The sequence below is a fragment of the Tahibacter amnicola genome (assembly GCF_025398735.1).
In the GTDB taxonomy this organism is placed as follows: domain Bacteria; phylum Pseudomonadota; class Gammaproteobacteria; order Xanthomonadales; family Rhodanobacteraceae; genus Tahibacter; species Tahibacter amnicola.
In genome coordinates this window covers 4,995,490-5,009,698 of sequence record NZ_CP104694.1, presented here as the reverse complement: position 1 = coordinate 5,009,698, position 14,209 = coordinate 4,995,490, and the positions used below count along the sequence as shown (strand labels likewise).

Below are 14,209 nucleotides of genomic sequence, written 5' to 3'. Positions count from 1 at the left end.
CGGTAATGTGCCATGTGCGGAATTATTGGAATTGTCGGAAAGTCCGAGGTTGCCTCGGCGCTGTATGACGGACTGACCGTCCTGCAGCATCGCGGCCAGGATGCCGCCGGCATCGCAACGGTCGACGGCGCGCGGCTGCGCCTGCACAAGGCTCGCGGGCTGGTGCGTGATGTGTTCCAGCGCGATGACATGCTCAAGCTTCGCGGTCGCGCCGGCATCGGACACTGTCGTTATCCGACGGCGGGTTCGGACGACGTGGGTGAGTCGCAGCCCTTCTACGTGAACTCGCCCTACGGTATCGCGCTCGCCCACAACGGCAACCTGGTCAACGCCGAGGCGATCAGCAACGAGCTCTTCGAGGGCGACCGCCGCCATATCAACACGGATTCGGATTCCGAAGTGCTGCTCAACGTGCTGGCACACGAGCTGCAGATCCAGGAACGCATGGCGCTTTCGCCGGATCATCTGTTCAAGGCCGTCGCCGGCGTGCACGAGCGTTCACGCGGCGGCTACGCCGTGGTTGCCCTGGTGCTGGGATACGGCATCCTCGCGTTTCGCGATCCGCACGGTATCCGCCCGCTGGTGCTCGGTGAGCGTGAAACTGCGGACGGCAAGGAGTACGCCGTTGCATCGGAATCCGTAGCGCTCGATATCCTAGGCTTCCGTCGCCTGCGCGATGTGGAGCCGGGCGAGGCTGTCCTGCTCGGGTTCGACGGTTCCCTGCACAGCCGTCGTTGTGCCGAAGGCTATACCCACACACCGTGCATCTTCGAATACGTCTACCTGGCGCGACCGGATTCGATGATCGAAGACGTCTCGGTGTACAAGGCGCGGCTGCGCATGGGCGAACGCCTCGCCGCAAAGATCCAGCGCCTGAAGCCTGACCATGGTATCGACGCGATCATTCCGATTCCCGACACGGCCCGCACGGCGGCCAGCTCGCTCGCCAGCGAGCTCGGTATTCCCATGCGCGAAGGCTTCGTCAAGAACCGCTATATCGGCCGGACCTTCATCATGCCGGGGCAGAGCGAGCGCGTGAAATCGGTGCGCCGCAAGTTGAACGCGATCGATCTGGAGTTCCGCAACAAGACGGTGCTGCTGGTGGATGACTCCATCGTGCGCGGCACGACCTCCAAGCAGATCATCCAGATGGCCCGCGAAGCCGGTGCGCGCAAAGTGTATTTCGCCTCCGCTGCGCCGCCTGTCCGCTACCCGAACGTCTACGGCATCGACATGCCCGCCGCGGCGGAACTGATCGCGCACAATCGCAGCGAGGAGGAAATCTCGGCGCTGCTCGGCGCCGACTGGCTCGTCTACCAGGACCTGGACGACCTGATCGCCTCTGTCAGCGAAGGTAACGAAGCCCTGCAGAAGTTCGATACGTCGTGCTTCTCCGGCGAGTATGTCACCGGCGTGCAGGCGGACTACCTGCGCGAGCTGGAGTTCGCCCGCTCGGACGAAGCCAAGAACCTGCGTCGCGCTTCCTGATGTGAGCGCGTGACCCTCTCCGCGTTCCGGCGCGGGGAGGGCGCTTCCCTCCGCTGCGGCAAAGCATTCTGTCGACACGTCGCTAACGCGCGCTGCGTGCGCTGCGGGCATAATCGGACTGCACTATTGCCCAGACCGCCTGCCGCATGCCCGATTCGTTCGAAACTGATCTCTTTCGCGCAGCGGCAGGCTGCCTCGCCGCGCGCGAGCCCGCCGAAAAAATGCGCCTGACCCGTGAAGCGGCGACGGCGTTTGCGGAAGGCCGGTTGCAGCCGACCGGCAATGACCCCGTAACGCCCATCGACGAACCCGGCCGGCCGGAGCAACCGATCCTGGTAGCCCCGCGCAACCTGGCGCAGCGGGGCCTGGGCACGGATGAGGGACGCGCTGCCCTGGTGCACGCGGTTGCCCATATTGAGTTCAATGCGGTAAACCTGGCCTGGGATGCCGTCTATCGCTTCCGCGACATGCCTGCCGGTTTCTACGCCGACTGGGTGAGCGTCGCGGCCGACGAGGCGCGGCATTTTGCGATGCTGGAGGAGCGGCTGGCGGAACTGGGCCACCGCTACGGTGACTTTCCTGCCCACAATGGACTTTGGGAAATGGCCAAGAAGACAGCGGACTCCTGTCTCAATCGCATGGCGCTCGTGCCGCGCGTGCTCGAAGCGCGTGGGTTGGATGTCACGCCGGGAATGATGGCCCGTCTGCAATCCACCGGCGATACACGGACGGTCGCCATCCTCGACATAATCCTGGCCGAAGAAGTGGCCCACGTGGCCGCTGGTTCGCGCTGGTTTGAATGGTGTTGCCAACGCGCGGGCATTGATCCCGCTGAAACCTTCGATACCCTGTTGCGAACGCATTGCCGCGGCGTCGTACGCGGCCCCTTCAACCGGACGGCGCGCCTAGCGGCGGGGTTCAGCGTCGAGGAAATGGCCCGCCTCGACACGCTGGTCGCCTGATGCGCCGCGCTCTCCGGGTTGTCCTCCTCGTCGTCCTTTGGCTGGTGCTGGTGTTGAGCTTCGCGGGGGTATCACCACTGCAGCGCCCAGTCCCGCGCGAGTCAGAGGTATTTGCCGGATCCGGTTTCGATCCGGTCGCCGGGCGGACCCGGGATGACGACGGCGCCCTGTCGATCACGGAGCCGGCGGATGACGGCAGTGTTGTCGTCGTGCGCCGCGTCGACGCCATCGAAGCGCAGGAGATGACGGAGCTTTCCTATCGCATCGACGACTTCCCGCCGGCGATGGAACTGGTTTTCCTGTTCCGCCGGGCCGATTCGCCCGGCGATGTGCGGACGCTGCCGTTGGCGAGCCCGCGCTGGGGCAGGGGCACCGTTCGCCTTTCGGTGGCGCCGCAATGGCGCGGCTTGATTACCGAAGTTGGCCTGGCGGCGTACCCCGCCCAGTCATCCCCGCCCGGCAATGCATTCCGTCCCTTCCGAATTCGCGCGCTTCGCGTCTCCACGCCCTCCGTCAGTGGCGGGCTCTCGGCGGCATTGACCGAATGGTTTGCCCCACGGGCCTGGGCGCTGATGTCAATCAGCGCACTGGGGCCTGATGGTGGACCACCCCGGGCTGGTTCTTTCGCGGCGATGATGGCGCTGGGTGCACTGGGTTCGGTGCTGGTGCTCGGCGTAGGAAGTGGCTGGTCGCGCGCCCGCTGGCAGGCCAGTGTGTTGCTGGCGGTGGCGCTGGCGTGGGTGCTGCTGGATCTTCGCTGGCTGTGGAGCCTCGCGGATCGCCATCGCGGCACACGCCAGATCTATGCGGGCCAGGCCTGGAAAGATCGGCAGCGACTTCCGCCTGACACGGCCCTGGTCGCGGCTGCCGACGCTGTGCGTGACTACTTTGGTGACCGGCTGCCCCAGGCGCGGCTCCTGGTCGACACCAATGCCGACTATTCGCGAATCCGCCTGATCTATCACCTTATGCCCGCCAATGCGGTGCCGGTGAACCTGCATGGCTACGGCCAGGCCGCGCAGCGCCGCAACCTGTACCTGTTGCTCTATTCATTGGACGACCCCGCATTCGACGCGAAGACCGGCATGCTCCGCTTCAAGGACGGCCGGGAACTTCCCGCACAGACGATTCTGGACCAGGCGCCGCTGCGCCTCTATTTCCTGGGTGAATCGTCATGACGACCGGTTTGCTGCTGGGCTGGGTGGCGCTGATCGCGTTGGGCGCCGCGGTGTACATCGGCATCACGGGGCGTCCTCGACACGGCGACTGGCTGTCGGTGGCGGGGCATGCCCCCCTGCTGGGTGTTCTCGCCTGCGGCATCGCAATTGCCCTGGTGCCGGACGCGACGGGTGCGCAACTGCCCGGTTTGTTGGGTTGGGGCCTGGGCATTGCCCTGCTTGCTGCCGGGGGCGTCGCTGCCTGGCGATGGCGCCAGGGAGCACCGGCCATTCCGCAGACAGACTGGCGAATGCCGTGGTGGGCCTGGTGTCTGGTGGGGCTGCTGGCGCTGCGCTTCATCCTCATCATCGATGAAGCCTGGCTGCGCCCGCAGTTTCCCTGGGACGCATGGCAGGCGTGGGCGCCCAAGGCCAAGACCTGGTTTGTCACGGGCCAGAGTGCGGCATATGTCGGCCCCGAGGCCTGGTGGAACGACGCCGAGGGCTCGCTGCGCAGCTCGCAATCCTGGCGCTACCCCGAACTGCTCAGCCGCATCGAGTTCAGTCTGGCCGGGCTCGCGGGCGCCTGGAATGAGGCCGCGGTCGGAACCTTGTGGCCAGTATGGTGGCTTGGCCTGCTGCTGGCCTTTGCGGGGCAGTGGCGCGCGCTGGGTGTCCCGCCGGTGGCAATTGGTGTTGCGACGTATGTGCTGGGGTCATTGCCCCTGCTGGATACACACGCTGCGCTGGCCGGCTACGCCGACCTTCCGCTGGCGGCCTTGCTGGGGTGCTCGGTGCTGGCCTGGCAGCGATGGATGGAACACCGGGACCGCGGCCAGTTGATTCTGGCTATCGGGCTACTGGTGTTGCTGCCGATGCTGAAATTTGAAGGTGCCGTATGGGCGCTGGGCTTTGCGGCCACGATGGCGCTGGCGGCGGTCCCTCCGCGAATGCGCTGGTTCGGGATGGCCAGTGTCGTCCTGATGGTGGCGGCGGCGGTCGCCGTGTCTTTGCTGGTCGAAGTCCCCTGGCTGGCAACCTTGCGCAGCATCCTCAGCGGCGAGGCTGGTAGTCATCCGGATGTCGAACGCCTGGCGGCATTGCGTGCCGTGCTGTCGGGCTTGTTCTTGCAGGAAAACTGGCACCTGCTGTGGGCGGCGCTGCTGGGTGTCGTTGTCGTGCGATGGCGCGCCCTGTCTGAGCGGCCGGCCGTCGCATGGACAGCGCTCTATCTCGCGGGGGCGGTTGTGGCCGTCCTTGGGCTTTTCCTGCTCACGCCGGCCGGCAAGTGGGCGCAGAGCAATACGGCGGTGAACCGGCTGTTCCTGCAGTTGGTGCCAGTGGCGGTGTCGCTGGGCGTCCTGTTGCTGCGCGACGTTTTCACCGCGCCAGCACCCGGCGATACACGGCCTGCGTCTGCTGCGCCACCGCCTGCGGCGTAAATTGCGTACGCCAGCGCTCCCGGGCGTTGCTGCCCCATTGCCGGGCCAGCGCGGGATCAGCGGCGACCCGGCGTATCGCGGCAGCGAGCGCTGGTGGGTCGCTCGGAGGAACCAGCAGTCCCGTGGATTCCTGTTCGACGACAAACCCGACGCCCGAACCCGGTATCGCGCTGGCCACGGTCGGAAGGCCGGCGCGCATGGCTTCCAGCAGCACCATGCCGAAGGCCTCGGCACGGTCCAGGGACGGCAGGCAGAAGAGGTCGGCGTCGGCATAAGCCCGCGCGAGCGCGTCGTCGTCGAGATAGCCGGTCAGCGTCACCCGGTCCTGCAGGCCCAGCTCCGCCACGCGCGTGCGCAGGTTGTTCTCGCGTTCTCCCGTGCCCACCAGGACCAGCGCAGCGTCGGGCACTTCGCGCAACGCGTCGAGCAGTACCTCGTGTCCTTTGTAATGTGAAAGGCGTCCCACGCTCAGCAGCCGGAATTTTCCTGCCGGCCAGCGCGGAGGGGGCGGCGGGCGGCGTTACCGCCCGCTCGGCCAGGCACAGTGGAATGATGGTTACCTTCTTGCGCCAGGGAGTCAGCGCTGCACTCGCGTCGGCGTAGGCGGAGGAAGTGGCAATCACCGCATCGGCGCCAGCCAGCAGCTGGCGTTCCCAGGGCTGGTAGAGCGGGTAGGCCAGGCGCAGGGCGCGGCTTCCGCCGTCCAGGGGGATATCCGCGTGCCAGTGGATCACCCGGGGAAGCCGGCGCACGCCCGGCACCAGGGGCACGAAAAATCCGGACGTGTTCGGTACATGAATATGCAGCAGGTCCGGCTGGAATTCCCGCACCACCCGGGCCATGACGACCGGAAACGTCGGACTCACCGGTGCGTAGAAGAGTTGTCCCCAGCAGGCTGTCTCCTCTACCGGGATTCCCTCGTGCACACGTGCGCGCGTGCGGAACGTGCCCGGTGGCGCGTGGACGAGGGCCTGTACCGTCATGCCTGCGTCCCGCTGGGCGCGGGCCAGTTCGGCGGTGAACGATTCGATACCGCCGGGGACAGGCGGGTAGAACTTGCCGATATGCAGAACGCGCATCAGTCGGCGCGTCACTCCGCGGCGGCGGATCCGCCCGGGCGCTGGCGATCCTCCAGGCGGCGGTGCAGGGTGATCAGTTCTTCCTCGAGGATGGCCAGCTTCTGGTTGAGGCGTCGAAGCTGGCGCTCCTGTCGTGACCGCTCGATGTCGAGCTGGAGCATGCGCAGCAGAATGAGAGAGAGCCCGATGATGATCGGGAGCACGGGCGGGTAGGCGATGCCGGTCAGGTGCGCCAGCCAGTCGATGGTCCTCGGCACGAAGCTGATTACCAGGGTGGCCGCGGCAACAACCAGCCACCAGAGCGCGTAGGGGCCGTGCAGGTGGTCGCGGCGGACCAGATAAAGAATGCTGCCGGCCAGCAGCAGGCCGATGATGGCGGCGGTGATCTGGGCGCTCACGACGTCGCCTCCGTGGCGCGTTGACGGATCGGTCCGCGGGCACCGACCCGGGCGATGCTGAGCACTGTGGTCGCAATCATGTAGCGGGCCACCGTCAGCCACGAGGAAAAGATCCGCGAGCCGCCGTCCCGGCGCGGCGACATGACCGTGGGGGTTTCCTGGATCACCAGCGCTTTCCTTCGCAGCAGGATCAGGACGCCGATGTCCTGGTAGTCGATCAGGCTGGCCTCGCGCGAAGCCAGCACGCGGATGGCGCGCCGGCCGTAGATGCGCAGGCCGGAAGTGAAATCCGTGACGTGCAGGCCGGTGATCAGCCGGAAATAGGCCCAGGCGATGCGCTTGGCGCCGCTCAGGCGGCCCGGGCAGGTGCCGATGGTGACGTCCGCATTGCCTGATGCATGCGCTTCAAAAAGGATGGGGAGCTGCTCCGGGTGATGTTGCCCATCGGCATCCAGGGTGATGACACTGTGATAGCCATTGCGCAGCGCGAAGCGCATGCCGGCCTGGGCCGCCCCCCAGGCGCCAAGCTGGAAGGGGAGCGTCAGCACGAGGGCGCCTGCCTCGGCGGCTTGCGCGGCGGTCGCGTCGGTACTCGCATCGTTGACCACCACGACGTCGCAACCCAGCGCATTCCGGACGCCGCACACCACGGCCGCCACGGTGGCCTGTTCGTTTCGCGCGGGCATTACCGCGAGACAGCGTTTGTTGCGGACCGTCGGAATTGGCACAAGGAGTCGCAAGGCTGGAAAAATCCGATTGTCACAACCGGCGCGAAGCGTCGTCAACGCGCAAAATCACAAGCCGGACCATTGTGTTGCGATCGGTCGGCCTGTCGGTCGTGACCGTCACGATGCTTTTACAGAATTGGTGATACGCTTATGCGTTAGTACGTGCGCAGATCGAAATCGCCCGGCACGGGATGGGTGCCCGGCGAAGGAAGTGGCGAGCGTGACGGAGTCGGCAAAAATAATTCCGGCCGGCGTGTCCGCTCCCGACCTCAGGCTGCGTTACTAGCTTCCGAGTGTTCCCCCACGGAGCACGGAAGCGAACCGACGAGTTTTGAGATCTACTTCAAGAATTGCCGCTAAACCATTGACGGCGTTTGGTTGAGGTATCTAAACTGCAAAACTGTCGGGTCGCATGAAACCATGTGGGAAGGGGGCAAGGCCCTCGCCCGATCCAACCTGGAGATTTTTCAATGATTGCCAACGTTAAGATCAAAGCGCTGTCCGCGGCTGTGTTGGGTCTGGCGAGCATGTACGCCGGTTCGGCTTTCGCGCAGTGCGCTGCTTCCTTCGTTCAGCCGACGGGCGCCTGGAGCGGCTCGCAGGTCATCGGTGGTGGCGCCTTCTCGATCAATGCGCCGGGCCTCGGCGGCACGGGCTGCAAGGTCAACTTCCGCTACAACGCCGGCGCCGGCGCCCTGGCCAGCGCGATCGCGCGTGACGACTCCCCGACCGCTGAAGGACGTTACCGTTCGCGCTTCAAGATCAACGCCAGCGCCATCACCGGCCTGAGCGGTCTGCAGAAGACCCAGCTCTTCACGGCGAACTCCAACACGGCCTTCCCGGCCGCCGGTGGTTCCCTGCAGGTTCTCCGCATCTCGCTGATTCCGGGCGGCGCCAACGGCACCGTTTCGGTCGTCGCGGCCACCAATGACCCGGCCAACGGCTATGTCAGCCTGCCGTTCACCGCGCCGCTCGCGGCCGGCGAAAACACCATCGAAACGGAAGTCGTCATCGGTGGCGCCGGTACCGGCAAGGTCAACGTGTGGGTGAACAACGCCACCGCCGGTACGCCGACGGGCACGATCAACGTGAACAACAGCGGCTGGGTTGGCATCGACACCGCTCTGCTGGGCTTGGCTGACTCGACCCCGCCGTTCCGCACCACCCAGGCCGGTCGCGACATCGCTTTTGACGAGTTCGATTCGCGCCGTTCGACCTTCATCGGTCCGTAATTTTTCGTAGAGTCGGAGTAACTATATGAAGAAGAATGCGTTTCTGCTCGCCGCCGGTCTCCTGACACTGGGTATGGGCGCCGCCCACGCCCAGTCCTGCGCCTCCCCGAGCATCATTCCGCTCGTCGGTGGTACCAACCACGTGATCAACGGCGTCGATGGCTGCGCTGGCGCGAACCAGCTCGGCACGCTGTGCGGCTCGTTCAATTCGCCGGAAAACGACGTCGTGTTCTCGTTCAACATTGACGGTACGCGTACGGCCACGACGTTCACGCTGAGCACCAGCACGCCGGCGTGGGATCCGGCCATGCTGCTGATGAGCGGCTCGTGCGGTGGTGGTGCGACCTGTACGGACGTCGCTGCCAACAATGGCGCCGGCGCGAACGAAACGATGGCTGTTCCGACCGGCAACGGTCTGTACTACCTCGTCGTGACGTCCAGCCCGGGCACGGGCAGCTGCGGCACCTTCTCGCTGGATGCCGGCGGCCGTCTGCCGGTTGCGCTGCAGAAGTTCTCGGTCGAGTAATTCGTCGACCATCTTCGGTAGTTCCGGAACCCACCGCTTGCGGTGGGTTCTTTTTGCGCTCTGCAAAATCTGCACGCGTACCAGCACGATCTGCGTTCATCGGCAGGATGTTCACGCGGAAGGTTGCGGCGCTCCGTGTGGGGTCTTATTTCGCGATCGATGAGGCCGACCCTGTGCACGGGCTGCAGATCCGCAGGCCCGGCCTGCGCTGCGCCGGCTCTGAAGACTCGGCTTGCGCCGATCTCTGTTTCCGATGTTCCACTGGGTAGGAACATCTCCGAATTTTCACGGTCGGAAGAGCCCGTCTTCCGGAACTAGCAGCTGGAGTGTCATGCACGCTTTCATTCTTTCCGCCCTGTTGCCGGCAGCCGCCGCGGGCACGCCGTCGGACGGCATCCAGGTGACCCCCTGTGAGTTCGGTGAGGTGTACCAGGGGCAGCCCGCCTCCTGCTATCTGGAGTTCGCCAACACGACGGACAAACCGGTCCGCATTTCCGACATTCAACCGGTTTTCAAGGGGGATCGGGCGACAGAGGAGTCGATGGAGCTGGCTCCAGGCGCTACCTCGCAGGTCAAGCTCGATCTGGATACGTCCGTTGATGTGGGCAATATCCAGCACTACGTGAATTTCCGTACGTCCGCTGGCGGTGACATCCGCGTCGCGCAGGCGAAAGGGTTTGTGGTTTCCATCATCGACCAGGTCAAGCCTGTGCTCGATGCGGGCGTCGTCGACCTGGCCGTGGAAAATCGCGAATCCCGCGCGCTCGAATTCAGCAGCAGCGACGTGCCGGACTTCCGGCTGCTCAAGGTCGTCGAGGCGCCGAACTACGCGTCCGTATCCATTCACGAGAACGGCAAGCGCGTGAGCGTGCAGATCAAGTCGGATACCGAGTGGGGACTGCACGAAGACTGGGTCAAGCTGGCCATTGATTCGCCGCACCAGAAGTCGCTGGCATTTCGGCTCAAGGCGGACGTCCGCGGTGATGTGGTCCCGGCGGCCAATCCGTATACGCTGGAGCTCGTGCGCCGCGGCAACCGCAATGAATTCCTGATTCGGCTGGATGACCGCACCGGCGCTGAACTGAAGATCGGCAAGCTGACGCTGGACGGCCTCGTCGGTTCAGCTGCCGCGGTGCCCTGTGTACCGGCCAAGCCGAGCTGCCAGAACGTGAAACTGCACATTTCCGACGACCAGCCGCTCGGTAGCATCCGGGGACGCGTGCTGGTGGAGCTTCCCGGGAAGAAGCGGACCCTTCCCATCGATGCCTGGGGGCTTGCGATACGCAAGGAAACCAAGGTGGTCAGCATGGAAGAGGAGATGGCCAAAGCCTCCAAGGCTTCAGCAACTTCCGGCGCACTTCCTGCCGGCGGGCAGTCCGCAGCCACCGCGGGTGGGAAATTCACCGATCAGGTCAAGAAGGCAGTTGCTACCGCCAATGTGCCGCCGGACCAGGCTGGAACGGGACCTCTGCTGCGCTGGGAAGTGGCCAACGAGTCCAGCATCTACGGCTACGGAATCTACCGTGCATCACAGGAAAGCGGACCTTTCAGCCGTGTGAACGCCGACATCATTCGTAAGGTGTCGGTGGACGGGAGCGGATCGTCCTACGCGTGGCGCGACAACTCCGCGGTGAGTGGGCAGACGTACTGGTACTACATCGGTGCCATTCACCACACGGGCAAGAAGGAAAAGCTTGGCGAACCGGCCAAGGTCGTGGCGAAGTAACGCTTCTCGCGCGCGTGCCTGCCTGGCGCACGGCCGGGCAGGCAGATTCTCACCGTAAAGCTCCGGCGTTCCCGACCGGCTAGCGCAGTACCTGGCGGCTTATGCCGTCGGCGGATACCAGCAACACTTCCCCCGTATCGCGCCAGTCCGCGATCACCCATCGCTCGACACGCCCGTTGGTCGCGTCATGCCAGTGCTGCGCCGGCCGATGGGTATGACCGTGAATGATGCGGCGGATGCCATGCGCCTGAGCGACGTCGCAAACGGCAGATTCGGTAACGTCCATGATGGCTTCGCCCGCCATGGCCGTGTGCTCGCGGCTCTTTGCCCGGGCGGCTTCGGCGAAGGCACGACGCGCCGGCAGCGGCTGCGCCAGAAACTGCGCCTGCCAGACGGCGCTACGTAACTGGGAGCGTATTGCCTGGTAGGGCTGGTCGTCGGTACACAGCGAATCGCCGTGGAGCAGCAAGGTCGGTTGGTTGTAGAGGTTGACGACCGTAGGGTCGTCCAGCACCTGGACGCCGGTGGCCTCCGAGAAGGTTTTGCCAACGAGGAAATCGCGATTTCCGTGCATGAACCAGCACGGGACACCGGTCGCCGTCAGCTCGCGCAGATGACCGCGCGCATCCTGCGCCAGCGGCGCATCGTCGTCGTCGCCAACCCAGGTTTCGAAGAGATCGCCGAGGATGTAGAGGCCTTCGCTGTCACGGGCAGGTCCCCGCAGGTAACGAAAGAAGATTTCGGTCAGATCCGGTCGCGAATCCTGCAGGTGCAGGTCGGAAATGAAATGCGTCGGCATCAAGGGGCCTGTGGATGGGGTCCAAGCGTGACAGTCTGGCGTTCCGCTTCGTGCCGGGCACGGCGGCCACCCGACGTTTCCTGCGATGGCAGCGGGGCCCGACTGCCGCGTATTGCGTCGCTGGCGCGGCGCGGCCGTGGGCCGCAGCCGCGCCAGTCAGACAAGGGTCAGTTGACCACTTCGGCCTTGTCGATGGTGATGGCCGTCTTCGGAACGTCACCGGGGAGCGGTCCCTGCGGACCGGTTTCCACGGCCTTGATCTTGTCGACCACGTCCATGCCGGCCACGACCTTGCCGAATACGCAGTAGCCGTAGGTCATGCCGCTCTGGTCGCTGACATAATCCAGGCGCTTGTTGTCGACGACGTTGATGAAGAACTGGGCGGTGGCCGAGTGCGGGTCGCCGGTGCGCGCCATGGCGACGGTTCCGCGCAGATTGCTCAGGCCATTGTTGGCTTCGTTATGAATCGGCGGGCGCGTGCGCTTCTGGGTGAGATCCTTGGTGAAGCCGCCGCCCTGGACCATGAAGCCGTTGATCACGCGGTGGAAGATGGTGCCGTTGTAGAAGCCTTCCTTGGTGTACTGCAGGAAGTTCTCGACCGACTTGGGCGCCTTGTCCGGGAACAGCTCGATGGTGATGTCGCCCATCGAGGTATGCAGGACGACCGTCTGGTTCGCAGGCTTCGTCGCCGGGGCAGCCGGGGCGGCGCCTTCGGCGGGCTTGGTCGCAACCGCTGCCGGTTTTTGCTCGGCCGGCTTGGCTGCGGGCTTGGTATCGGTTTGCGCGGCAACGGCAAACGGTGCCAGCAGGGCAAAAGCGAGCAGATGACGCTTCAGCACGGACATCTCCTTGAGAGGGGGTTGGAACGGTAATGATACCGGCGCCGGACGCTTCCGGGTGTGCTGTGTGCCAGGTCGCGTGGCTGCGGCGCGGCAAGGATTAAGGATTCGTCGGCGCAGTGATGCCGCAGCGTTGGTCGGGAAGGCCGCGAGCCTTGTATGAGCCAGCGCCTGGCGGGGTGGTGGGGGCGACGGTTGGCGTCGGCCGGAATTCAATCCGGCAGCCTGGTTCAGGCCTTCGTCAGTGCGCAAAACTCGGGCTGTCGGCGCGATCGCTTGCCCGCAACTGCAGCTTGAAGCCCAGCTCCTTCATGTAGTCGCGCTCCTGGTCCAGGTCGGCCACCGTCAGGGGATGCTGTTCCAGCCAGGCGCGGGGCAGCTTCAATTCCAGCGTGCGCTCGTCCCAGCGTAGCGACAGCGGCGGCATGGGGTCGGCGCTGCGCGCGCGCTGGAGCAAGACCGCCAGGCGCAACAGCGCGGTCACACGCGTCGCGGCGCGCCGCTGCCGGTCGGGCAGGGCGTTGAGCAGATCCTGGTCCGGCTTGCGCCGATGGCAGCGCAGCACGGTGGAGAGCAGCTCCTGCTCCTGCCGTGTAAAGCCGGCGAGGTCGGCATGCTTCACCAGGTAGGCGCCGTGCATGTGGTGCTGGCTGTGGGCAATGGCAAGGCCAATCTCGTGCATGCGGGCGGCCCACAGCAGCCAGTCGAGGGCTTCGGCGTCCAGATCCCAGGCGTCGGCGATCTGATCGAACAGCGCGTGCGCAGTGGCCTCGACGCGCAGCGCGTGGCTGCGGTCCACGTCGTAGCGGCGCACAAGGCTTTCGATGCTGGCGGTGCGGGGGTCGCGCTGCTCGGCGCGGCCGATCATGTCGTAGAGCAGGCCTTCGCGCATGGCGGTTTCGCACACCTGCATGCGATCCAGGCGCAGGGCTGCAAAGGCTGCCTCAAGGATGGCGACACCGCCGGCCAGCACGGCCTGGCGCTCCTCCGACAAGCCCGGTAACCGGATCTTCTCGATCGAACCCGCCGCCAAAATGGCGTCGCGCAGACGGGCCAGGCTTTCTGCCGTGATGAAGCTATCGCTCCAACCATTGGCCTGGATCAGGTTGCCGATGGCGCGAATCGTTCCGGACGACCCGATCGTTTCTCCCCAGCCGCGGCTGCGGTAGTCGGCGGCGAACTGCTGCAGCTCGACGCCGATCTCGGTCTGGGCCTGGCGCCAGCGCTTGGCCGTGAGCTTGCCGTCGCCGAAGAAACGCAGGGTGCTGGCCACGCAGCCCATCTGCAGACTTTCGCGCTCGATCGGATCGAGTCCGGCACCAATGATGAATTCCGTACTGCCGCCGCCGATATCGATGCATAGGCGTCGTTCGCGCGATTCCGGCAGGCCGTGGGCTACACCCAGGTAGATCAGGCGCGCTTCCTCGCGGCCGGAAACCACTTCGATCGGATGGCCCAGCGCCGTTTCGGCGGGAAGCAGGAACGCGTGCGGGGCGCTCAGGCGGCGCACCGTATTGGTTGCAACGGCGCGTACCCGGCTGGACGGCAGGGTGCGCAAACGTTGTCCGAAGCGGGCCAGGCAGGCCAGCGCCCGATCGCGGCGCTCGGCATCGAGGCTGCCGTCCAGGCTGAGGCCTGCGGCCATACGCACGCTGTCCCGCAACCGGTCGATGACACGCAGCTCGCCGTGCTGATAGCGCGCGACCACCATGTGATAGCTGTTGGAGCCCAGGTCGACCGCGGCCAGCAATTCGCCGTCCTGAATGGGTTTCTGGCCTTGGGGCACGGCAAACCTCGCGGGTGGATAGGGCGGCGGAATTTTGCCACGACGCG

General features: G+C 65.4%; 12 protein-coding genes and 2 pseudogenes. 7 read left to right on the top strand and 7 right to left on the bottom strand.

The window, feature by feature from the left end:
- Positions 1–12: 12 nt before the first annotated feature.
- From purF to N4264_RS19655, 4 genes are all read left to right on the top strand, one after another.
- Positions 13–1,488: an amidophosphoribosyltransferase gene (gene purF, locus N4264_RS19670; RefSeq protein WP_261693931.1), complete on the top strand. Its 1,476-nt coding sequence runs from the start codon at positions 13–15 to the stop codon at positions 1,486–1,488.
- A 146-nt stretch (positions 1,489–1,634) separates the two neighbouring features.
- Positions 1,635–2,450, top strand: coding sequence for a ferritin-like domain-containing protein (locus tag N4264_RS19665; RefSeq protein WP_261693930.1), 816 nt, complete (start codon positions 1,635–1,637; stop codon positions 2,448–2,450).
- Entirely contained in the window at positions 2,450–3,628 is a 1,179-nt protein-coding gene (locus tag N4264_RS19660) for a hypothetical protein (protein WP_261693929.1), read from the top strand. The genes N4264_RS19665 and N4264_RS19660 overlap by 1 nt, the downstream gene beginning before the upstream one ends.
- Entirely contained in the window at positions 3,625–5,049 is a 1,425-nt protein-coding gene (locus N4264_RS19655) for a hypothetical protein (RefSeq protein WP_261693928.1), read from the top strand. Before N4264_RS19660 ends, N4264_RS19655 begins: the two co-directional genes overlap by 4 nt.
- Here the strand turns inward: N4264_RS19655 and N4264_RS19650 are convergent.
- The 4 genes and pseudogenes from N4264_RS19650 to N4264_RS19640 all read right to left on the bottom strand — a co-directional run.
- Positions 4,988–5,536 (bottom strand): annotated as a pseudogene (locus N4264_RS19650) (glycosyltransferase); the annotation flags it as partial. The gene N4264_RS19655 and the pseudogene N4264_RS19650 sit on opposite strands and share 62 nt — an antisense overlap.
- A gap of 67 nt (positions 5,537–5,603) precedes the next feature.
- Positions 5,604–6,128: pseudogene (locus N4264_RS25920) on the bottom strand (glycosyltransferase); the annotation flags it as partial.
- Between the two features lie 11 nt (positions 6,129–6,139).
- On the bottom strand, positions 6,140–6,526 hold the full coding sequence (locus N4264_RS19645; RefSeq protein ID WP_261693927.1) for a DUF2304 domain-containing protein: 387 nt from the start codon (positions 6,524–6,526) through the stop codon (positions 6,140–6,142).
- Positions 6,523–7,212, bottom strand: coding sequence for a glycosyltransferase family 2 protein (locus N4264_RS19640; RefSeq protein WP_261693926.1), 690 nt, complete (start codon positions 7,210–7,212; stop codon positions 6,523–6,525). Before N4264_RS19640 ends, N4264_RS19645 begins: the two co-directional genes overlap by 4 nt.
- Positions 7,213–7,724: 512 nt before the next feature.
- Here N4264_RS19640 and N4264_RS19635 point away from each other — a divergent pair.
- The 3 genes from N4264_RS19635 (at position 7,725) to N4264_RS19625 (ending at position 10,738) form a co-directional block, all read left to right on the top strand.
- Positions 7,725–8,486: a hypothetical protein gene (locus tag N4264_RS19635; RefSeq protein ID WP_261693925.1), complete on the top strand. Its 762-nt coding sequence runs from the start codon at positions 7,725–7,727 to the stop codon at positions 8,484–8,486.
- A gap of 25 nt (positions 8,487–8,511) precedes the next feature.
- Complete coding sequence (locus N4264_RS19630; protein WP_261693924.1) at positions 8,512–9,012, top strand: hypothetical protein; 501 nt, start codon at positions 8,512–8,514, stop codon at positions 9,010–9,012.
- A gap of 253 nt (positions 9,013–9,265) precedes the next feature.
- Entirely contained in the window at positions 9,266–10,738 is a 1,473-nt protein-coding gene (locus N4264_RS19625; protein WP_261693923.1) for a DUF1573 domain-containing protein, read from the top strand.
- Between the two features lie 79 nt (positions 10,739–10,817).
- Here the strand turns inward: N4264_RS19625 and N4264_RS19620 are convergent, their stop codons facing one another.
- The 3 genes from N4264_RS19620 to ppx form a co-directional block, all read right to left on the bottom strand.
- The gene (locus N4264_RS19620; RefSeq protein ID WP_261693922.1) at positions 10,818–11,537 is read right to left on the bottom strand and encodes a UDP-2,3-diacylglucosamine diphosphatase; all 720 of its coding nucleotides are present in this window, start codon (positions 11,535–11,537) and stop codon (positions 10,818–10,820) included.
- A 167-nt stretch (positions 11,538–11,704) separates the two neighbouring features.
- Positions 11,705–12,376, bottom strand: a complete 672-nt coding sequence (locus N4264_RS19615; RefSeq protein WP_262973363.1) for a peptidylprolyl isomerase — start codon at positions 12,374–12,376, stop codon at positions 11,705–11,707.
- A gap of 241 nt (positions 12,377–12,617) precedes the next feature.
- Complete coding sequence (ppx, locus tag N4264_RS19610) at positions 12,618–14,162, bottom strand: exopolyphosphatase (protein WP_261693921.1); 1,545 nt, start codon at positions 14,160–14,162, stop codon at positions 12,618–12,620.
- Between the last annotated feature and the right edge of the window lie 47 nt (positions 14,163–14,209).